Raw genomic sequence first — 20,840 nt, forward strand, 5'->3', positions numbered from 1 at the left:
ATTACGTTGCCAAAAGCAACTCTGTATCTCTTACTCCTGTCCGGCCAGCCTGTTCAGCTCCTGTAGATCCGCTTCCAGATCCGCCTCGGTATACTTACCCTGACCGAAGCCGATCATGGCGCGCAGCGGCATGTATTTCATCATGGCCAGCAGCATCTCCGGATTGTCGCCAAGCACATCCTCCAGCCCGAACACGCTGCTGAAGCTCTTCGCCTTCTCCTCCGTCAGCGGATTGGCAAGCAGGTCACCGACGGTGGTGTTGCGGTGGAACCGGGTGGGCAGCTTCACGGTGGATTCTACCTCAAGCTCCGTGCTCAGGCGGATATCGCGTGACGAAGCTCCAACAGATATCTTGAACATCCCGCTCTCTACATGCCAGTCAGCCAGCTTCACATTGTAGTAGGCAAAGGAACGCTTATCCAAAGTGAAGGTTACGATGCGTTCTTCCCCAGGCTGCAGCTCAATCTTGCCGAAGCCCTTCAGCTCCTGCAGCGGACGGATCACACGGCTCTCCACATCACTGACATAGAGCTGTACGACTTCCTTGCCCGCTCTGCTGCCGGTGTTCTTGACAGTGACCGATACCTGAACGGTATCTGTGTCCTGAATGCGGGTCTGATCTAGCAGCAGGCGACTGTACTCGAATTCCGTGTAGCTAAGGCCGTAGCCGAAGGGGAACAGCGGCTCGATTTCTTTTTTGTCATAATAACGGTAGCCTACGAACAAGCCTTCCTTGTACTCCACCGTATCGCCTTCACCGGGGAAGTTCAGGAATGACGGATTGTCGCTCAGCTTCATAGGGAAGGTCTCCGCCAGCTTACCGCTCGGGCTCACTTCGCCGAACAACAGATCCGCAACCGCACCGCCAAAAGCCTGACCGCCCAGGTAGCCTTCAAGCACCGCCTTCGCCCTATGCAGCCAAGGCATCTCGACCGGCGCGCCGTTGCTCAGCACTACAATAATTTCGCTCTGAACCTCGGCCACCGCTTCAATCAGCGCCTTATGGCTCGCAGGAAGCAGCAGATGGCTACGGTCATAGCCCTCCGATTCGTAGCGGTCAGGCAGACCAAGGAACAGCACAGCTGCATCCGCCTTAGCTGCTGTATCACAGGCTTCGCGCAGCAGATCAGCATTGATGTCATCGCTCTCCAGCTCATAGCCCTGTGCGTACAGGAAGCTGGCCGCATCCCCGGCAACAGCTTGCAATTCGACGAAGGCATCATCCATCCGGGATGGATTCACATGCGAGCTGCCCCCGCCCTGATACCGCGGCTGCTTGGCGAATTCACCGATCACGGCGATCCGGCCGCTCTTCACGAGCGGCAGAATCCCGCCTTCGTTCTTCAGCAGCACCATACTCTCCCGGGCCACTTCGCGTGCAAGGTGATGATGCTTATCTGCATCGAAGACCGCTTGCGGGTTGCGGTTTTCGACACTTTTGAAGATAAAGGCCAGCATCCGCTCTACAGCGAGATCCAGCGTCTCCATAGCCAATTCACCGCTCTTCACAGCCGCTACAATCTTGGCGTCTCCGATTCCAGCGCTTGACGGCATTTCCAGCTCAAGCCCTGCTGCCAGTGCCTTTACCCGCTCATTGACAGCTCCCCAGTCGGACACGACGAAGCCTTCGAAGCCCCATTCCTCACGCAGCACCTTGGTCAGCAGCTCATAGCTCTCGGAAGCATACTCTCCGTTCACCTGATTATACGAGCACATCACACTCCACGGCTGGCTCTGCTTCACCGTGCCCTCGAAGCTGGCGAGGTAGATCTCGCGGAGCGTCCGCTCATCAATAACCGCATCCACTGACATGCGGCGGTGTTCCTGGTTATTGGCAGCATAATGCTTCAGCGACGTCCCCACTCCCTGGCTCTGCACACCCTTCACATGATTTGCAGCCATCTCTGAGGCCAGGAACGGGTCCTCCGAGAAATATTCAAAGTTCCGCCCATTCAGCGGAGAACGCTTGATATTATTGCCTGGTCCGAGCAGAACGGCGACATTCTCCACCTGGCATTCCGTTCCCAGCGCCTCGCCCACCCTGAAGATCAGATCACGGTCCCACGAGGAGGCAAGTCCGGCTGCTGACGGAAAACAGGTTGCCGGTACACTGTTATTCAATCCAAGATGGTCTGCGTCACCCTGCTGCTTGCGGAGACCGTGGGGACCGTCTGTTACCATCACTGAGGGGATACCCAGACGTTCAATGCCTTTGGTGTTCCAGAAATCCAGCCCGGAGCAGAGTCCGGCCTTCTCTTCCAGTGTCATTTGCGAAATGAGCTTTTGAAGCTCTGTTACGTCCTTTGCCATTATATAGCCTCCTATGAATACGGTTTCTTGACTCCATTCTATACGACTGTTCCGGCCAATTATGGTACTCTCATTCGATTTTTGGTATTCTAAGTAGAGAACAAAATCACCCTTACGGGTGAATGAGATTAACTGCGCGCCAGCAAATGTATGCTGTTATTCGCATACATTCGGGCCATGCGCCTGCATGTGAGCACAATGTATGCTTTTATCACAACAGAAGAAAATCATAATTTCCTAAACAACAAGTGGAAACGGCGAAAGATAATGTATAGCGTGAATTATATAAATTATATTTTAAAAAAGGGGGGCGGCCTATGGCGAAGGGAATCGGGAATGACGAAGGTATACACTACATCTGCAAGCTGATCTACGAAGCTTACCGGGTCCCGGTCTTGTGGGTTGATGAAGCGGCTGCGCCCCGTCTAGCCCTGGGACCGGCTGCACTAAACCGCCCTTCCGTTCAGGGAACGGGCGGACTGCCGGTTGAGGTGATGGAGCTAGTGCGTGCGGACCCCAGCGCGGAAGCCGCCGCACCCGCGTTACCGCGTCTGTACGCGACTGGCTTTCTGGAGAATTTCATTATTCTCCAGCTTCCCGGCGCTGAAGGGGCCATCGTCACCGGCCCGGCGCTGAACGCACCTGTTACCGGTGATAATGCAGCCAGCCTGCTGCGCGACCACAACATCCCGCCCGGGCAGCAGGCAAGCTGGCTAGAGTATTACGGCAACCTGCCTATAATTAGCCGGAGGCGCTGGTATCATGCGGCGCTGCTGCTCTACACGCTTGTCACCGGGCAGGCATTATCCGTAACGGAGCTGCTGCTGGCGGCGGGTCCGCTGGCGGAACCGCTGTATCCGGCGGACGACAGCCCGGATCTGGACTTGTCCTACCGCCGCGAGCATACATGGCTGCACCATGACCCGATGCAGGAACGCGAAATGTTCCGCTATATTACCAGTGGGGACAAGGCGGGGCTGCTGCGGACCCATGCTTCTTTTGCCGAAGAGAGCTACGGAAGGTTGTCCCGCAAAAGCCAGCTGCGCAGCAAAAAAAATCTGGCTGTCTCCTCCATCACGCTGGCCACCCGCGCGGCGATTGAAGGCGGGCTGTTCTGGGAGATTGCCTATACGCTAAGCGACTTCCATATCCAGTATATTGAGGAGCTCCGCGATATTCCGGCGGTGGACCGGGCTATGCTGGCTGCGCTCTGTGACTTTGCCGATCAGGTAGAGGGCAGCCGCAGCGCAAGACATTCCCGCATCTCCGACCGGTGCCGGAATTATATTTACAATCATCTGTATGAGGAGTTGCCACTCGGCAGGCTGGCTGAATACGCCGGAATGAGCGCCAGTTATCTGTCCCAGCTGTTCAAAAAAGAAACCGGCACCGCCATCAGCGACTATATCCAGCAGCAGCGGGTCGAAGAAGCCAAGCGTCTGATCCAGCAGCCCGGTATCACGCTGTCGGATATTGCTACCCGTCTGCATTTTAACGACCAGAGCTATTTCACCAAGGTATTCAAGAAGTATACCGGCCTCACCCCGAGACAATTCAAGCAGCACTCCAAGTAGTTTCCAGAATTATGGTATGATTCTGCTATGAGGGCAATCCTACATTTGGTTAAAGGAGAGGTTCTGCATGGTTGGAAGCTTAATATTCGTAGTAGCAGTTATATTCGTTGCGGTGATGGCTATTAATCGAAGCAATCGGAATGCCCGGTACAAAAATTACGGCAATAGAACCCGCTCTCACGCGGGAGATCATTATTTCATCGCAGGTACGGGAGCCGATGCGGGCAGCTACAGCGAAGACAGCCACCACAAAATTCATCCGGGCACGGACGGGCACAGCGGCCCCAGCCATCATCAGGGCCACCATCACGGGAATCATACCCCTGATCATCATCACGGCAGCCACGGAGGCTGGGACAGCGGAGGTCACGGCAGCCATGGAGGCAGCGATTTCGGTGGCGGCGGGGATTCCGGCGGTGGAGATTCTGGCGGCGGCGGTGGCGGTGGAGACTGATACAATTGACATTAGAGCCCCCAGGCTGCTGTAGTTCAGCAGCCTGGGGGCTCATCTCATGTAGCGATAGTTTTCACCTCATTCGCTCATTCCGCCTACTTCTCCCGAAATCAGGTGCACTAATGCCCCTCATTCGCTCATATCGCCTACTTCTCCCGAAATCAGGTGCACTAGTGCCCTTCATTCCGCCTACTTTTCCACGAAATCAGGAGCACTTATGCCCTTCATTCGCTCATTCCGCCAACATTCTCCGAAATCAGGTGCACTAATGCCCCTCATTCGCTCATCCCGCCGATGCATCCCGGGTTAGGCTGTTACTGGGACGGGCTGATGAACTCCTGCTGTTCGGCACGGACTCTCCGGGCCGGGGAGAGTACAGACTGGAGGCTAAGGGCCAGCAGAAACGCCATGAAGAACAGCATAGTGGAGATGCCGAAGATCAATCTGGCTCCAGTGTACACATACAACCATCCGAAGAATAGATAAGACAGCATATTGGTCGCCAGCGGACCGCCTTCAAACACGGAACCGACGCGTCCGAGCAGGTTCTCAGGAACATAGGTCATTAACAGAGTCGACAGCGTAATGCTCAGCAGGGATATGCCAATCCCGATAATGACACGGCTGAGCAGCATGGACCAAGAGCCGAAAGAGAGCGTGAGCAGCAACAGCCCCAGAGTCATGACCGCTGCTCCCCAAATGTTGATTCGCACATAATTTTTGAATTTTGCCCCAAGCAGGTTCAGACCGAGCGCCCCCGCGAACATACCGATGCCCCCGGCGCTGCTTGCCCAGGCTAAGTAATTCTGGTCTAAATGCAGCTCTTTCACCACGAAATAGATGTTTAACAGATTAATCGCCCCTGTGCATGCCCCCATTACCGCCAACATGATAAATAAGCGTTTGGTGAGCGCAGAAGCGAAGATATACCGGAAGCCTTCCAGGACATCCACCCAAAATGAGGTTGCCGGACCGGAATCGGAGGGTGCTGCCAGGGGGGCCGGGCTCACCTTAAGACTCAGAATGAACAGGCTGCCTGCGATGAAACAAAAGCCGTCCACAATTAAAGAAGTTGACGCCCCCCACCATTGGTAGACAAAGGCTCCGATTGCAGGCCCGGCAAGACTGATCAGCGTATCAACCGTCTTTACAGAGGAGCTGGCGGTACCGTAATCCTCGTTGTCCACGGCTGTGACCGTTAATTTACTGATGGCAGGCTGAAAAAATTGCTGAACCGTACACGTGAAGGCCAGCATGACCAGCAAAAGCGGCACCTGCTCCATCCAGATTAATCCGGCCAGTACAAAAGACATCGCAGCCCGGATCACCAGTGTCGCCTGCAGCACCTTCTTTGGTTTCCTGCGGTCAACCCATGTTCCGGCAAGAGGAGCCATGATAAAGACCGGGAGCATCTGGGCAAACAAAAGAGCCGTCCGGTAAAAGACAGCTTGATCCGCTTCCGCAAATACCCAGAACAGGATGGCCCAGTTCCTGATCTCATCTCCTACAGAGGATAAGGTCTGCGTGCACCATAACCGGCGGAACACTCCGTTCTTCAGCATACTCCACAAGGCAAGGCCCCCTCTCTTTCGGTATTGTCACCCTAGGAAGTCAGCAATTCATGCGTATAGAAATGGTCGTACACCCGGCTGATCCATTCCTGCCGATCCTGTTCGCTGGCAGCAAAAGGATTCTCTAACGCCAGGTTGTGTACAACCGTCCTGAAGTCGCTCCCGTCCTCCATCTGTTGAATAATAGCAATGCTTAAAGGGTCCATGCTCATCACCCGGACGTAGCGCCTGCGCCCTTCAAGAGCCGGTGCGCTCTCCAGCACCAGCAGAATCCAATCTTCATGCCCTTCCGCAAGCTCAAGCTGTGCAGGAAGGGGACTGTGCAGCTTCAGCGCAGGGATGGAATAGTGCGGCTGCATCACTTTGACAGGCTTCATAGCTGTGTCCTGCGATGCTGTATCCTGCTGCATCAGTTCCATCACCGCACGCTCATAAGACAGGAAGTCCTTAAGGACCCGCCCGGTTTCCGGCACAAGACCCTGCACCAGCTCATCAAGAATGAGGGCCAGCTCCGCTTCCGGCGGCATTGCCTCATGCATATCCAGCCTGGCAGAGACATATTCGATTGTACGGGTGTATGGAACAGCCGCCAGATGATTGAGATAATACAAGGTGCGGAAGAACGAACGGGCCAGCGGGTAGTAGAGCTTTCTGATCCTGTGCAGAGTGTGTGTATCCACAGACTGCAAGGAGTAATAGTTGCTGAAAATTTGCGGGTAGCTGGCAATCCAGTTCTTTTCAATGCCGGATAGCTGGAAATCACTGTTCATATCGTTCGTGCTCCAGAACTGCTCGTCCAGCACCAGGCTGCCCTTCGCTGCGTCAAACAATTGGGTTCCGGGAAAAAGGGACAGTTGATGCAGCTGGACATCCGCTATTCCTATGGAGAGCAGCCGGACAATCATATCCAGCGTCTGATTAAGGTCTTCGGTTGTCTCTTCGGGAAATCCGGTAATAAATGAAGCCGTACATGACAGACCCAGCCGGTGAAGCTCGCGGAGCAGCTCATAAGCCTGGTTCAGATCGAGCTTTTTGCCAATGACCTGCTGGATGGGCTGGCTGCCGCTCTCAATCCCGAAGAAGACGCCATTACATCCAGCCTGCATCATCACCTCAAACAGTTCTATATTGACGTGGTCCGTCCGGGAGGAGCAGCTCCAGGTGAAGGGCTCGCTGCAATCCAGCAGCTCCCGGCAGAACTGTCTGACAAACTTCTGATTAACCGTGAAATTATCATGCGTTAAGCTGAAATGGGTGATTCCCCAACGATCCCTGACGTATCTCATCTCGGCGATGATCCGGGCAGGACTTTTGGTTCTGTATTTTCGTGAAAAGAAGGTGGAGGTACTGCAAAAGCTGCAGTTAAAGGGACAGCCGCGCCCCGCCTCAACCGGAAAGAAACGGCTCTCCGGAGTGGTAAAATAGGCTTCAATATCCTCTATTAGATGAAAGGCGGGGAAAGGCGTATCATCGAGATTCCTTAGAATCGGCCGCGGCGGATTGGTGCGGATGGTCCCCTCTTCACGGAAGCAGATTCCTTCTACCTCTGAGAGCGGATGGCCCGACTCCAGGGCCGCAATCAGCTCCGGCAGCGTCAGCTCGCCTTCTCCGGCAACGATATAGTCTATCGCCGGGAAATGGGTTAAGGTTTCAGCCGCTACGAAGCTCGCATGGGGGCCGCCAAGAATAATGATTCTGTCCGGGTCCAGCCGTTTGCATTCCTCCGCAATTCTCAGCGCGATCGAATAGTTGCCGCACATCGCCGTGAATCCGAGCACTCTGGATGGCTTGCCGATGATTAACCGGGCAATACCGGCAAGGGCTGCTGCATCGAAATGGCTGGTGCCTGAATAGAGTAATGCCAGATCGGTGAGACACACCCCGTACCCCGCTTCAAGAAGTGCAGCGCCGAGCACAAGCAGGTTAAGCGGGGGATCAACGGTATCCACAGCTGCATTATAGGGCGGACATATCAATTGGATCATTTCCCAACACCTCACGTAAGAGAAGATTTAACTTAAGGCGGTGAATGAATCATTCAGCAGCTCCAGATGGCTGTCAAGGTCACGCTTCACATTTCCGCAGTAGGCGCCTAAGATCGAACCGGTGGTGCGGCCGGCTTGAACCGGACAATTCCCGGAGCATAGAAAAGCGATATTGCATCCTTTACACTCCGGCTGATTCAAGACATGACGTTCCTTCCAGAGCGCCAGCTTCTGTTCATCCAGCTCAAGCTGCGGATAATACGTTCCGAGACTCCATTTTTGATCCCCTATAATACTGGTGCAAGGGTAGACCTGGTGGTCCGGCGAGAAGGTGAATGTTTTTCCTCCGGCCGCCTCGCAAAAGTAACAGTTAGGGAAATAGCTATCTTTCGCGAGACCTGTTCCCAGCACGTTCTCAAATGGCAAGGAGAGTCTGGTTAGATCACTGTTTAACGCGGCATTCAGCCTTTGTAGTTTATCGTTTGGCACATGCGCTTTGATAAATTCCGTGAGCTGATAGCTGGGCAGCAGGCCCGGGGCGGAATTCCCTGCATAATTCTCAACGGGAGACAGTGAAACCGAGAAGTTAGGGTAAGCATTCCATTGCCGTTCCTGGAAGAAATCCAGAAGTTCATTCAGATGCTCTATATTCTCACCATCCAGATTGACACGAATAGCGATGTCGAAATCATGCTCCAGGAAGGAGTCAATCTGAGCGGTTATTTTCATAAAGGTTCCCTCATTAGCCCGGGTGATCCGCCGCCGGTCATGAACCGCCTGGGGGCCGTCTATGGTTAACTGGATTCTGAGCATGTCCTTGTAAGGCTCTAGCAATTCCTGATAATGTGACAGGAACACCCCATTTGATATGACCGTTCCTGTGATTCCCCTTGCTTGGGCCTGCTCAAGAATAAGCCCGACGATGGAGCGGTTCAGGGGCAGGAGCGGTTCTCCGCCAAAAATAACAAAATGATGCCGGGTGGACTGCTGCTGCTGCATGATTTGATCCATGGCCAGGAAGGCAGCCTGCACCTGATCTTCAGTCATCCGTTCATGGCTGGAGCGGATCTCTTGAGGCTCAAAGCAGTAGACACATTTCAAATTACAGGTCATGGAAGGGCAGAACACAAAGGAAATGTCACCTGAGCCATGTTGATCCTGGTATTCTTGGTACCGGCGGATCAGAGCTTGCTCCTCTTCACGCTCCCTGTACAGATAACCTCTGCCGGCCAGAAACTGTTCTTCTTCAGCGGTGAGAGTATAGGCAACAGGCTGTTGTTTCTGGAGGAACTGGCTGATATGCTCTTCCACAATATCCATTGCGCCTGACAGGGAATTGAAGATAAGATGACGGCCGTTTCTTAAGCGATACGTTAGAATATATTCTGAAATATACAATGTCTATCCCCCCTGGTATGAACAGCGGGAAGGCATAAGGATGCGCTTCCCGCTATTTCCCAAATATAAGGATGCTGTTAGATGGCTTTTTTGGCAGGATTGTTGATTTGAATGGATGCTTTCTGGCAACATGCCATTGGAACCGTAATTTCTTCAAGGTCTTTGGCTGAGAGATTCGTCCAGAGATCCTTATTCTTCGTCAGTGATTTCATGTACATTACCTCCTCTCCTCTAAGAATATTTATGGCAAGGTGAATACCTTGACATCAGGGTAATGGAGCTCACTGGCAATAGCTTTCGAGCAGACGGTCCCGGTGAAGATCGAGATAGGTCTTCAGATATTGCCTTGTATCGCTGCAGTTCGATTCGAAATCCCTTAATTCCCCGTCTCTGCTTCCTTTCAGTACGCAGCCGCCCCCACAGAGAGGTGCAAGATTACAGTGACTGCATTTGTCATTCACCACGATATCCCGGTGCCATCTCTGCCACTTCTCTTCATCCAAATGCAGCCCTTGAAGGTAGCTTCCAATCGAATAATCCGGGAATCCGACGGTTTCAACACAAGGATACAGCCGCCCGTCTGCACCAAATACGAGATTATGACGCTTTGAAGCACTGCAGCCGGACAGATCGAAGTAATAGTGGTCATCGTCAGTGTCAAACATAGCTTTGCGGAGTATCCGCAGCTTCTTCTCCATGAAATACCCCAGGCTGACCTTATACCTGCGCCGGTTGGCTTCCCAATCCGGGAAGAGTACATGAAGCTGCTTCAGAAGATCAGATTCAGGCTGGAAGCCGGCAACCTTCCCCGTATTGAAATTATCATTGATCGGGGCAATCTGGCAGGAGAAATCAGGTGAGCTTGTCCACTGAAGCCGCTCGAACCCGGCGAACATCTCCGGCAAATGCCGGACATTCTCCCGGCCTGTGTTGATTCGGACGGTTACGGGTATATGATGCTCCAGGAGAAAAGTAATGTTCGAGCAGATAAGATCATAGCTGCCGCTGTTGTTCCTGTATTTACGCAGCCGGTCGTGGATCTCCTTCGGACCGTCCAGTGTGATTTGCATATGGCGGAAATGCGCCGAATGCTTCTTCAGAAAAGGGAAATACGCACCGAGTTCGGTACCGTTCGTAATGGAGAGAATAGGCCAACTCCGCTCAATAGCCTGCTGTAAAATATACTCCACCTGAGATTGATTACGGGCCAGGAAGGGCTCGCCCCCGAAAAGCTCAAACTGGACGGCCGCCTCAGGCTTCAGATGTACCATCTGATCCATCGCCTGAAATATCTCATTAATCTGTGCAAGGTCAAGCGTCGGCGAGTCCTGGTGAATGTCCGATTGGAAGCAATAAGGGCAGGCGAGGTTGCATTTGTAGGTGGGGCAGATTGTGAATTGTAAGGCCGGATGAGAGCGGTAGTAGGTTTCAAGTGATTCGCGGACATATTGTTCTTCCTTCATATCCGTGAGATACCCTCTGCTCTTAAGCAGGGTACGCGTTTCCGGATCCAGATCGTTTAATGCAGACGTATCAGAGCTTCTATTAAAAAGAACACGGGCTACCTTAGGCTCAACCAAGTCTACAGCGCCGGTTAATGTATTCATGATCAGCAGAACATCATCGCTTAATCTGTGTTTGTAGTTATACTTAGACAATCTCATACGCCCTCATCCTCCTTAGGACTGATAGAGTTGCATTTACTAACTTGTAAATAATGTAAAACTTTTCCTGATGGACAACTATGATAAAAGTCATAAAATAGGAAAAAATCTATTAAATGATAAAAAAACAGGGAAATAGAAATTCCCAATTACTCTTGCAATAAGTAGATAGAAGCGGTTAACCACTCCAGTCCGCACCTGCCGCCGACTTTCTCCGAAATCAGGTGCACAAATGCACCTCATTGTGCCAACCGTATCCTCACGCCAAAGACACCAGCCTCCGAAGAGAGGCCACTGAAAAACTAGCCTTTCTTAGAAAAAGTAAAAAAACGTATTTAAAAGACGACGTTATTCGGTTTCTCCGAATGGACGTCGTCTTTTTCTTACCTATTTCTTCAACTTTGGTTACTCCATGAGTTTCAATATTCGTTTTAAATTAACAGTGAATATCGCCATGGCTCCTTGAATCTCCATGCCAACTAAACCCGTGGAAGATGCAACATCGTACCCGTGTCTGTGTTTGAGTTCGCTATTCTTGGCTTCTATTTTGTAGCGCTCTTTCGCTTTGACCTTAAAGGGTTCACTTTCCTGAAACACAGCTTGCTTGGCATGTTCGTTGCTCTTTATACTTACCGAGTAGGTCTTACTCCGAGCGCCTTCTGTGTAGCACCCTTCCTTTAAAGGACATCGCTTACACTTTTCAATATCATAAAAATAGGTATCCTTTTGGTTTTTGCCCTGTCCCTTTTTGCCTTGCCGTGCTCTTCGAATGGCCAGATGCCCGGCTCTGCAGACATACATACCCGCATCTTTATTAAAATCGAATTCGTCTTCTTTTCTTCGGTTTCCTTGCGTAATCTGTGGATGTAATTTGGCCACAAGTTCAATGCCCTGCTCCGTACTGTAAGCAATATTGTCTTTTTCTGAATAGGCCTTGTCTCCAATGACTGTCTCTACGCTCATGCCCGCAGCTTTGCTCTTTTCAATAAGAGTTTGCAATTCCTTCCCGTCGTTTCGTTCTCCCGTGGTAATGGTCGCTGCCGTAATGATTCGCTCTTCACTCATCGCGATATGGGTCTTGTACCCGAAAAATGAGGAATCTGCGCTTTTGTGGCCTACTTTGGCATCTGGATCAGTAGAAGTCTGCAACTGTTCAACATCGTCAGCGACGGTTTCTTTCAATAGATTGAAGGGTTCTTTGACCTTGGGGAGTCCGGTAAAACGTCCGTCCTTTTCAATGACCTCAATGAGATCTTGGCAGTACCCGATTTCATCTTCCAGTACATTCGTAACGGGCTTCACTGGAAAGGAACTTTTCATAGATTCATCTAAGGCATAGATTGCTTTTCGTACCTTTTTGGAACGTTCTCGCAGCAACTCTTGCGGACTTTTTTGGGTATAGCGGGCTTTGGTGTGGGTAGCATCGACAATAATGGATTTGCTGCGAATGATTCCTTGCTGAATGGCAATCTCCACCGTTTTACCAATGAGTATATCGAGCAACTTCATATCTTTCAGCCGCAACTTACGAAATTTGCTCAGTAAACTAGAATCAATAACCTCTTCCTCTGGCGCCATATGTAGAAAAAACTTGAACGACAAATCGGTTTTGGTGCGTTCCACAAGATCGCCGTCAGACAAGTCATAAATGGATTTAAGCAGTAGATATTTTAAGCGTGTTGATTTCCCAAAAAAAGGGACAAGAAAGGCCGCCATTTCGGGTAATGGTAAGTACGACCAAACCAAACCGAAATGAGGCGACCTCATGAATAATAATACCCCATTCCTGGCCGTGTTCAAACAAGTATTAACCCCGGAAGAAGTCGAAATGGTGACTGGGCAAACCGAGAACTACGAGGATACAGGAACCAAAATGACTGTCGGTGTGTTGTTCGACTACTTTATCCAAGCCTGCTACCACCAATGGGATGGCTTTCGTCAAAGTGCTCGGGTGGGCTCGAACTACGATTTGCCCAAGGTTCATTACTCCACTCTTTCGGGCAAAGCCGGTGAAGTGCCTTACGATATCTTCAAGCGTTTGTTTCAAATGCTCGTCCAGAAATGTAACCGGCAAACCCGGAGGCACCTGAATCTGCCTAAAGATCTTCTGCTTATTGACTCTACGACGGTTACGGCGGCAAACTCCCGTATGTCTTGGGCTCCGTATAAAAAATTCAGAGGAGGTATCAAGCTGCATGTGGCCTTCTCGCATGGACAGCATTCACCCGTGAAGGTGGTCGAATCGATTGCCCGGCGCAATGACGCTCCATTTGGAGAAGTCTTGGCCGATAAGGACTACCTTCTAGTCCAGGATCGGGCATATGGAAAAATCGGTCGATTGGATCAATATGTGCAGCAAGGTCAGTCCTTTGTGATTCGTTTGAAAGACAATCTCCACTTGGTGTTGCCGCGAAAACGTCAGCGACCGGCAGAGGGAGACACCAAAATTGTACGCGATATTACCTGTTATATCGGTCAAGGGAAACACCAATCCGCCCAGCGCCACCGCGTCGTTGAATTTGAAAATGACCGGGGCGAAGTCGTACGGGTCGTCACTGATTTGAGAAAAGAGTCCGCTCACGTGATTGCTGAAATTTACAAAGCACGCTGGGAGATTGAAGTCTTTTTCCGCTGGGTGAAACAGCATTTGAATGTCCCTTGTCTGTTTGGAAACACCGAAAATGCAGTGTATAGCCAATTGTTTGTGGCCCTTACCGCATATGTGCTTCTAAAATACATTTTTGATGAAATTCATCCGAAGGTACCGGTCTTTGCTAAGCTGACTCTTTGGGAATTTATGCAGTACTGGCGTATATTTAATCTTCCGCTGGAGTGGCAGGTTCAGCTTAATCAGCTCAGGCGTAAAGAACATTTAGGTGTTTTTGTCATCCCATAATATGGGTAATCAACATGCCTGTAGATATTTAAACATTCGGACCGGGTCTACCGCGGTTCGTCCATTATCTTGGCAATACCTTTCGTTTAGTTCCTCATAAACAAAGCTGAAGTCCACCAACTCGTCCATGCGCCGCAACAAGTTATCTTTTGGAATGAGTATATTGTAAAGTTCGATATACGGGCTCAAGATAAAACTTTGCTGCTTAGGAAGCATGAAGACCACCAGCCTTTGATTTAATTCTTTAATTGTATCGAAAAAAAGAGACATTCTTTGTGTCGAATGTCTCTTTCAGTTCTTTATGGACTTTTTCAGTGGCCTCTCCGAAGATGCTGGTGTCTTGCGAGCACATAAGTGTTTTTATCAGATCTGGTATCCGAGTGAACATTCCATCGCCCACACGCTACTACTTCTGCCTTCTCTACTGAGCAGGAGAGAGAGTTAGCGTAAATGTCTTGTCAAACGGGGTTACCAGGTTGACCTGTACGGTTTTGAAGCTCTTTGGCGCTCCGGGTTCCGGGGCTGTTCTGCCGAGATGGGCCATCTCTCCACCCGTCAGGTCGATCCAGTCTCCGCCAGAAGTATAACGAATCTGCCCGCCGCTCCACAGGAAGTGATCCTCGTCCACGGACTGCAGTTCTCCCAGGGTGAAGTTGTTCTGATCCGCTGGCTCCAGCTCACCTGAAGCGAAGTTCCCCTCCCAGCCGAATTTGAAGGACAACTGGGCCAGAACCTGGGCAGGCTCCGCGCAGTGCAGCCGGATCGTCCAGCCCGTCTCCGTACGGTGTACCTCTGTCTCCACAGACAGCGTCTGTTCATGGGTCAGCGGACGGCTCTGATGCGGCAAAAGATACCACGGACTGACAGCCGTACCCGCTTCCGGCGGGAGAAGCGCACCCTCTACCGGGCCGTAGTAGCCCTTCTTCTGCACGCCCTTCAGAGAATAGCCCTCCGGCAGCCGGGTCATCTCCTGCATCGGTACGAATCCGGGATAGAAGCTGGTATTCAGCTGCACGGCCAGCAGCCTTACAGCACCGTGACGCATCGCGAAGAACGAAGGCGTCTCCGTGATCAGCGTCACACTGGTCGCCCCGTCTCTGAGCCGGGCCACAGGCGCCCCGAAGTCGGTATGCAGCCGGCTGTGGTAGATCCGTCCCTGGTGACCCGCCGACTCCATTCTTTGCAGATAGCGCTCCCGCAGGAAATCACCGTTCAGGATTTGCTCATACTGCACAGGCAGCTCTGCTGTAACCTCCGGCGGCTGCTGCAGCTCCGGCTCCAGCAGCATACGTACGAGGGCGTTCACCGAGCAGACGCCCGGATTGGACAAGGAGCGTCCAGCCCATTCTGCCATACCCGCCAGCACGGCGTCCTTGTCCGAACGGGCAAGGATCGCATACGGCAGATAATAAGGAGACAGATCATGGAGCACCCCCAGATCCTGCCGCCCGGAATAATCGGTCACGACTTCGCCGGACGGGTGAACAAGGTAGACCATCATGTGCAGGTTCCGGCGCACCGGTTCCAGCAGCTCCGGCTTATCCAGCAGCCGGGCGGCATGAATCAGCATAATATCACTTACGGCGCTGTAGATGCCGTTGCTCCGCTCGGTCCATTCCCCGTCCGGTGTAATATCCATTCCTTCCGCCAGCCATTCATCCGCCCGCTGCCGGGCCTCTTCTCTGCCGAACAGCTCATAGAGAAACCCAAGCGCCGCGCACATCACCCAGCGGTGATTCGGCGTATGGACCCCGCCCGTAAGCATTACGGGGAGGGACTGCTCCAGGAACAGGAGCATGTTGTCCAGCACCGACTGAAGCGGCGGCCACTCCTGCTTCGCCAGCAGCTGATATAACTGCGCGTAGCCGACCACAACGAAGGCCGTATCCGGCGGCGAATGATAATTCGTCCAGCCCGGGGAGATAGAGCCGTCCTGATGCTGGAAGCGCAGCACGAACTCCGTCGCCAGCTTCAGCCGCTCCAGCAGCTCCTCATCCCGGTAATACTTCGAATCCGGGTTCACCAGCGCCGCACCCCAGTAACACATATCCGTCGGGGTACCCGTGGTGTGATTCACCCAGGCAATCCCTGTATGGGGATCAAGGGTCCCTCCATAATACAGGTTGCTCTGATCCAGCACCTGCCGGGGAATTCCCTGCTCTACTGCTCTGTCATTACTCTCTACCAATTGCTTATACATTAGGTTCCTCCTTGCGGGAAGCTCTCTGGCTAATTTCTCTGATTCCTCTGATGCCCATCCGCCTGCGGCCTATCCCCTGCGCGCCAGCTTGGCTGTAAGCAGACGGTGGCTCTCATGTATCTCTTCCGGGCGGCAGGCCGCCTTAAGTTCATACACCTTGACCTGCGCCCGTTCAATCATCGGCAGATAGGCATCGTAGAAATCCGGATCTCCGCTGTTCACATAAGGGCACCAGTGGTCGGCAAGGCCGATCGTCTCATGAATATGGACACCGACGATATTATCCATCAGCCCTTCCATTTCCCCTATACTGTCATACAGGCCCAGACGGTCCATCAGAATAGCGTGACCCGTGTCGTACCAGATGCCGACAGGCGCTCCCTTTAAGGCATGGATGATCGTCTTCGCTTCCGCCAGTGTCGGAATCTGCTGCGGCTTGGAGCGGGTCTCGATGCCGAAGCGGATATTCAGCCCCTTGGACACCGCACGGTTACACACCTCGTCCAGACTCTCAATAATGGTCTGCACATAGCCTGCACTGTACGCTTCACGCCGCTCCATCAGCTCCGCCCATTTGCTGCGGTAAGCTGCCGAATCCCTGCCCTGTCCCTCGTAGATCTGCTCCAGCTCCCCGGAGATATCATACGGGAACGGTACCTCGCCCGGATGCACTACCACGGCTTCGCCGCCGTAACGCTGAGCGTACTCTGCCGAGCGGACCAGCAGGTCTATCGCCCGCTTCCGTTTCTCCTTGTCCTCGAAGCCCAGCAGGACCGAATCCGTGCCGTAGTCAGGGTCCGGGACATGGGGGAACGTATTATGAACGCTCGATATACCGATCTCCCCGCGTTCAATCATCGGCTCGATGGTAACCAGCATTTCCTCCGTCACATTATAATTCAGCTCCACCCTACGGAACCCCAGCTCCCGGATCTCATTAAGTAATCCATCACCTGTAGAATGACGTCTCATATTCCAGCAGGTGGAGAAGGAGAATTCTCCCTTATCCTCCACGACCGTCTCTCCTCTCGCAACGCCTAAGTAATATCAATCAGCCCTTCACAGCTCCCAGCATAACACCACTGACGAAATATTTCTGCAGCCAAGGATAGACGACCAGAATCGGCACCGTGGCGAAGACGACAGTGGCGGCCTTGAGGCTCTCCGGCGGCAGCTTGGTGCGGGCCGCCCCCTCCAGGTTCGTCAGCTCAGTGATCATATTGTTCTGAACCATCTGGAAGAGCTTCAGCTGAAGCGGATACAGATCGGGATTATTGATATACATCAGGGAATCCTGGAATCCGTTCCAGCGTCCTACCGCATAGAAGAGCGCAAGTGTAGCCATAACCGGCATAGATAACGGCAGAACGATTTTGAGCAGGGTGCGGAAATGCGAGCTGCCGTCAATCTCGGCCGATTCTTCCAGACTCGGCGGAATGCTGCGGAAGAAGGAGATCAGGATAATCAGGTTGAACGGGCTGACCAGACCGGGCAGAATCAGCGACCACACGGAATCGATCATATGCAGATCACGGATCAGCAGGTATTCAGGAATAATACCGCCGCTGAAGAACATGGTGATGATGATCAGGTACATGAACATCGTACGGCCCTTCAGCTTGCTTTTGGTCAGCGGGTAAGCAGCTGCAACGGTGAAAAGCATACATAATACCGTAGTCGCAATCGTCAAAATAATGGTGAAGATCAGCGAGCGGATCATCGCATTGTCGGTGAAGACCTGCACATACGCCTTCCAGTTCAGCTCAATCGGGAAAATCGTAACTTCCCCGGAAGTAATGGCCCGCGTGGAGCTGAGGGACACCGCAATAACGTGTATAAACGGAGCCAGGCAGAACAGCACGAACAGCGCAATAAAGGTAACGTTAACGATATCGAATATCCGGTTAGAGGTACGTTCACTCATCGTACTCCGCCTCCTTCTTGTATAATCATAGAATGCCGTCGCCGGTCACTTTTTTCGATATATAATTGGAACCAAGGATGAACACCAGTCCAACCACCGCCTGGAACAATCCAACTACAGTTGCCAGCGTATACTGGCCCGATTCCAGACCAATCCGGTAGACGAAGGTACTAAGCACATCGGAGTATTCGCGCACTGCCGTATTCCCGATGATGTAAGGACGATCGAAGCCGATGCTGACCATTTTCCCCAGGTTGAGAATGAGCAGGGTAATAATGGTTGGTTTGATACTGGGCAACGTAATGTAGAAGATCTTCTTCATCCGGGTAGCCCCATCCACTTCAGCAGCCTCGAACAGCTCGCGGTTGACACCGGTAAGCGCCGCCAGATACAGGATGGTCCCCCAGCCGGCACTTTGCCAGACACCCGTGAACAGGTAGGTAATCAGCCATGGATTTTTTTCGGTCAAAAAAGGAATAGGATTCAGCCCCATGCTCTCCAGTACACCGTTCACCATACCGGATTGGTTGCCGAACAATTGATAGACGATACCCCCGATAATCACCCAGGAAATGAAATGGGGAATGTAGAGGAGGGTCTGTGATATTTTTTTGAACCATACCGACTTCACTTCATACAGCATAATAGCCAGAATAATCGGGGCCGGGAAAGACACTATCAAATCGAGAAAATTCAGCATAAACGTATTGCGTAGACTGCTGTAAAACTCCTTCATGCCAAAAACTTCGCGGAACGCATCGAAGCCGATCCACTCACTGCCGTTGATGCCTTGGAACAGGTTGAAATCCTTAAAGGCAATCTGCACCCCGTACATCGGGCCGTAGCGGAAAATCAGGAAATACATAATGGGCAGTGAAAGCAGCGCGTATAGTTGCCAATACCTTCTGATGTAAGACGCTTTGCTCAAGTTCCTCTCCTCCTATGGAGAAAAAACCGGGCAGAGCAGCATGCCAGCTCCCCCCGGTTTTCACTTTTTTTAGTTTATTTGGCTGAAATCTCTGTAAGCGCCTGCTCCAGCTCCGCTTTCAGCTTGTCTCCGCCCAGAGACATGTAGTCCTTCATTTCCTGTTCGAAAATAGTATCGAATTGATCCGGCTTCGCCATCGCAGTCTTCACGATAATCACGTTAAGCTTGTCGCTGAGCGTAGTGCCGTATTTCGATTCCGATTCAATCGGCTTGCCGAAGACGATAGGACCCACAGTATCTGTGTTGGCAATGTCAATGGACTGCTTCAGCACCTCCTGATTGTTGGCAGGGAAGCCCAGAACCCAGGCTTTCTCATTGGTAGCCTGATCGCCGAGGTTCTTACCGTTGGAGATAATCGCGGTGTCCCCGGAAGTGAACAGACGGTCTTGGAATTCCTGGGAAACATCAGCCTTAACAACCGGGATGCCGTCCACCATATCATAGTTCTCGCCTTCAACACCGTTGTAAATGTCAATCAGGTTGTTGCCAGTCGCCATCCAATCGAGATATTTCACCGCTTCCACCGCACGTTTGCTGCTCTTAGGGATCATGATGTACATGCCGTTCGAGGCATAGCGGGATTTGATATATTTATTGTCCACCTTGGCATTGGTGAGGATATCCGCCGGCAGCACCTTGCTGCCCGGCACATTCTTGTAGAGATTATCAAGAGTGCCATCGGCATAAAACATACTATCCACATCCTCCGACCAGAAGCCGACGTTGCCGTTCTGAATATCCTTGGATACCTGGGCTTTGTCTTCATCCAGACTGAAGTCCTTGCTGACCAGCCCTTCATTGTAGAGCTTGTTGAGGAACTGTGCCGCATCCTTGAAGCCCTCATGCAGCGGCAGCTCGTAGCGCTGGCTGTAAGTAAGGTCGCCGCTGATCGGCTTGATGAAGGAGTAGATCAGGGTCTCCAGCTGAGCCGAGCCGAGGGACATGCCCATCGGAATGGTTTTGCTGCCAAGACCGCCCGGGTCCTTCTCTTTAAACGCTTTCAAAGTAGTGTATAGCTCATCGGTGTTCTTCGGTACCGGCAGCCCCAGCTTATCCAGCCAGTCCTGGCGGATGTATGAAGCGTAGCGGCCTGTAATCGCCCGTTTACCAGGGATAGCGAACTGCTTGCCGTCGAGCTGGCCGAAGGCCATCGTCTCGTCACCAATGAATTTCTTCAGCGTCTGGCCGTGCTCCTCTAATAAGGAACCTACGTCGGTCAACCCTCCCTGCTGGGCGTAACGGTAAAAGACACTGGAATCATAAGTGAAGACAATATCCGGCACATCCGTATTACTGGCCATCAATACGTTCAACTTGGTCACTTCTTCAGAACGCTGCACCGGGACAAATTCTACATTGATATTATTAGGATCACCGAAATTTTTCTGAATCATCTGGGACACGAAGTTGTTGGTAATGGTGTATTGCTTCGGCGTTTTACCGCGGTCGAAGATCTCCACCTTCAAGGTTACGCGTTCCGCGCTCTTCCCGGGTGCGTCTGTACCTCCGGCTGCCGAATTCGATTTACCGTCTGAGGAACAGCCTGCAAGCAGAGTAGCTCCCATTACTGCGGTCAAGCCGATGCCGATTGCCTTCTTCAGAACTCTTTGGTTTACGTTCACTGTCATTGTTCCATCTCCCTCGCCTTAGCAGGCTATAATGGTGACTTCATGATACCCCCGAGCTTGATGATGCCCGTATGTCTTATTCGTTCATCCCGTTCATGTAGGCCGGCCTCAGTGTTTCAAGGCTGCTTGCTGCTGCGGGATGACCACAGTATTCCATAACTTTCGGAGGTCTGACAATAAACCTGTTTCGGATGCGATAAAGCGCCTGAATTCGGACATCCGGTTTATCAGACCAACGATTTTCGTAC

At 52.1% G+C, this 20,840-nt stretch carries 14 protein-coding genes and 2 pseudogenes; 2 read left to right on the plus strand and 14 right to left on the minus strand.

What is annotated here, in order from left to right; genetic code table 11:
* Positions 1-30: 30 nt before the first annotated feature.
* Positions 31-2,310, minus strand: a complete 2,280-nt coding sequence (locus MHH78_RS28500) for a glycoside hydrolase family 3 C-terminal domain-containing protein (RefSeq protein WP_341169633.1) — start codon at positions 2,308-2,310, stop codon at positions 31-33.
* A gap of 317 nt (positions 2,311-2,627) precedes the next feature.
* Here MHH78_RS28500 and MHH78_RS28505 point away from each other — a divergent pair, with 317 nt between their 5' ends.
* Positions 2,628-3,884: a helix-turn-helix domain-containing protein gene (locus tag MHH78_RS28505; RefSeq protein ID WP_341169634.1), complete on the plus strand. Its 1,257-nt coding sequence runs from the start codon at positions 2,628-2,630 to the stop codon at positions 3,882-3,884.
* Between the two features lie 79 nt (positions 3,885-3,963).
* Here the strand turns inward: MHH78_RS28505 and MHH78_RS28510 are convergent, their stop codons facing one another.
* The 7 genes and pseudogenes from MHH78_RS28510 to MHH78_RS28540 form a co-directional block, all read right to left on the minus strand.
* Positions 3,964-4,350 (minus strand): hypothetical protein, encoded by a 387-nt coding sequence (locus MHH78_RS28510; protein WP_341169635.1) that lies wholly within the window; start codon positions 4,348-4,350, stop codon positions 3,964-3,966.
* A gap of 302 nt (positions 4,351-4,652) precedes the next feature.
* Positions 4,653-5,900, minus strand: coding sequence for an MFS transporter (locus MHH78_RS28515; RefSeq protein WP_341170395.1), 1,248 nt, complete (start codon positions 5,898-5,900; stop codon positions 4,653-4,655).
* A gap of 41 nt (positions 5,901-5,941) precedes the next feature.
* The gene (locus tag MHH78_RS28520) at positions 5,942-7,894 is read right to left on the minus strand and encodes a B12-binding domain-containing radical SAM protein (protein ID WP_341169636.1); all 1,953 of its coding nucleotides are present in this window, start codon (positions 7,892-7,894) and stop codon (positions 5,942-5,944) included.
* Positions 7,895-7,921: 27 nt separating this feature from the next.
* A complete protein-coding gene (locus MHH78_RS28525; protein WP_341169637.1) occupies positions 7,922-9,292 on the minus strand; it encodes a radical SAM/SPASM domain-containing protein in 1,371 nt (456 codons plus the stop codon).
* A gap of 77 nt (positions 9,293-9,369) precedes the next feature.
* A complete protein-coding gene (locus tag MHH78_RS28530; protein ID WP_339223142.1) occupies positions 9,370-9,504 on the minus strand; it encodes a hypothetical protein in 135 nt (44 codons plus the stop codon).
* 69 nt (positions 9,505-9,573) lie between these two features.
* The gene (locus MHH78_RS28535; protein WP_341169638.1) at positions 9,574-10,956 is read right to left on the minus strand and encodes a radical SAM/SPASM domain-containing protein; all 1,383 of its coding nucleotides are present in this window, start codon (positions 10,954-10,956) and stop codon (positions 9,574-9,576) included.
* Between the two features lie 405 nt (positions 10,957-11,361).
* Positions 11,362-12,627, minus strand: a pseudogene (locus MHH78_RS28540) (IS1182 family transposase); the annotation flags it as partial.
* Positions 12,628-12,721: 94 nt separating this feature from the next.
* Between MHH78_RS28540 and MHH78_RS28545 the strand changes: the two are divergent.
* Positions 12,722-13,852, plus strand: coding sequence for an IS4 family transposase (locus MHH78_RS28545; RefSeq protein WP_341168437.1), 1,131 nt, complete (start codon positions 12,722-12,724; stop codon positions 13,850-13,852).
* Positions 13,853-13,873: 21 nt separating this feature from the next.
* Here the strand turns inward: MHH78_RS28545 and MHH78_RS28550 are convergent.
* From MHH78_RS28550 to MHH78_RS28575, 6 genes and pseudogenes are all read right to left on the minus strand, one after another.
* A pseudogene (locus MHH78_RS28550) lies at positions 13,874-14,068 on the minus strand (IS5/IS1182 family transposase); the annotation flags it as partial.
* Positions 14,069-14,273: 205 nt separating this feature from the next.
* Positions 14,274-16,052 (minus strand): hypothetical protein, encoded by a 1,779-nt coding sequence (locus MHH78_RS28555; protein ID WP_341169639.1) that lies wholly within the window; start codon positions 16,050-16,052, stop codon positions 14,274-14,276.
* A 69-nt stretch (positions 16,053-16,121) separates the two neighbouring features.
* Positions 16,122-17,024, minus strand: coding sequence for a sugar phosphate isomerase/epimerase family protein (locus MHH78_RS28560; protein ID WP_341170396.1), 903 nt, complete (start codon positions 17,022-17,024; stop codon positions 16,122-16,124).
* Between the two features lie 79 nt (positions 17,025-17,103).
* Positions 17,104-17,976, minus strand: a complete 873-nt coding sequence (locus MHH78_RS28565; protein WP_340755744.1) for a carbohydrate ABC transporter permease — start codon at positions 17,974-17,976, stop codon at positions 17,104-17,106.
* Positions 17,977-18,001: 25 nt separating this feature from the next.
* The gene (locus MHH78_RS28570; RefSeq protein ID WP_235191891.1) at positions 18,002-18,841 is read right to left on the minus strand and encodes an ABC transporter permease; all 840 of its coding nucleotides are present in this window, start codon (positions 18,839-18,841) and stop codon (positions 18,002-18,004) included.
* A 137-nt stretch (positions 18,842-18,978) separates the two neighbouring features.
* Positions 18,979-20,592, minus strand: a complete 1,614-nt coding sequence (locus tag MHH78_RS28575; RefSeq protein ID WP_339313194.1) for an extracellular solute-binding protein — start codon at positions 20,590-20,592, stop codon at positions 18,979-18,981.
* Between the last annotated feature and the right edge of the window lie 248 nt (positions 20,593-20,840).

Origin of the sequence: Paenibacillus sp. FSL H3-0333 (genome assembly GCF_038002805.1) — a bacterium.
In the GTDB taxonomy this organism is placed as follows: domain Bacteria; phylum Bacillota; class Bacilli; order Paenibacillales; family Paenibacillaceae; genus Paenibacillus_AQ; species Paenibacillus_AQ silagei.

Coding starts and splice junctions, on each gene's coding strand:
- MHH78_RS28500 (WP_341169633.1), bottom strand. CDS start 2,310: ATGGCAAAGGACGTAACAGAGCTTCAAAAGCTCATTTCGCAAATGACA.
- MHH78_RS28505 (WP_341169634.1), top strand. CDS start 2,628: ATGGCGAAGGGAATCGGGAATGACGAAGGTATACACTACATCTGCAAG.
- MHH78_RS28510 (WP_341169635.1), bottom strand. CDS start 4,350: ATGTCAATTGTATCAGTCTCCACCGCCACCGCCGCCGCCAGAATCTCC.
- MHH78_RS28515 (WP_341170395.1), bottom strand. CDS start 5,900: ATGCTGAAGAACGGAGTGTTCCGCCGGTTATGGTGCACGCAGACCTTA.
- MHH78_RS28520 (WP_341169636.1), bottom strand. CDS start 7,894: ATGATCCAATTGATATGTCCGCCCTATAATGCAGCTGTGGATACCGTT.
- MHH78_RS28530 (WP_339223142.1), bottom strand. CDS start 9,504: ATGAAATCACTGACGAAGAATAAGGATCTCTGGACGAATCTCTCAGCC.
- MHH78_RS28535 (WP_341169638.1), bottom strand. CDS start 10,956: ATGAGATTGTCTAAGTATAACTACAAACACAGATTAAGCGATGATGTT.
- MHH78_RS28545 (WP_341168437.1), top strand. CDS start 12,722: ATGAATAATAATACCCCATTCCTGGCCGTGTTCAAACAAGTATTAACC.
- MHH78_RS28555 (WP_341169639.1), bottom strand. CDS start 16,052: ATGTATAAGCAATTGGTAGAGAGTAATGACAGAGCAGTAGAGCAGGGA.
- MHH78_RS28560 (WP_341170396.1), bottom strand. CDS start 17,024: ATGAGACGTCATTCTACAGGTGATGGATTACTTAATGAGATCCGGGAG.
- MHH78_RS28565 (WP_340755744.1), bottom strand. CDS start 17,976: ATGAGTGAACGTACCTCTAACCGGATATTCGATATCGTTAACGTTACC.
- MHH78_RS28570 (WP_235191891.1), bottom strand. CDS start 18,841: ATGTATTTCCTGATTTTCCGCTACGGCCCGATGTACGGGGTGCAGATT.
- MHH78_RS28575 (WP_339313194.1), bottom strand. CDS start 20,592: ATGACAGTGAACGTAAACCAAAGAGTTCTGAAGAAGGCAATCGGCATC.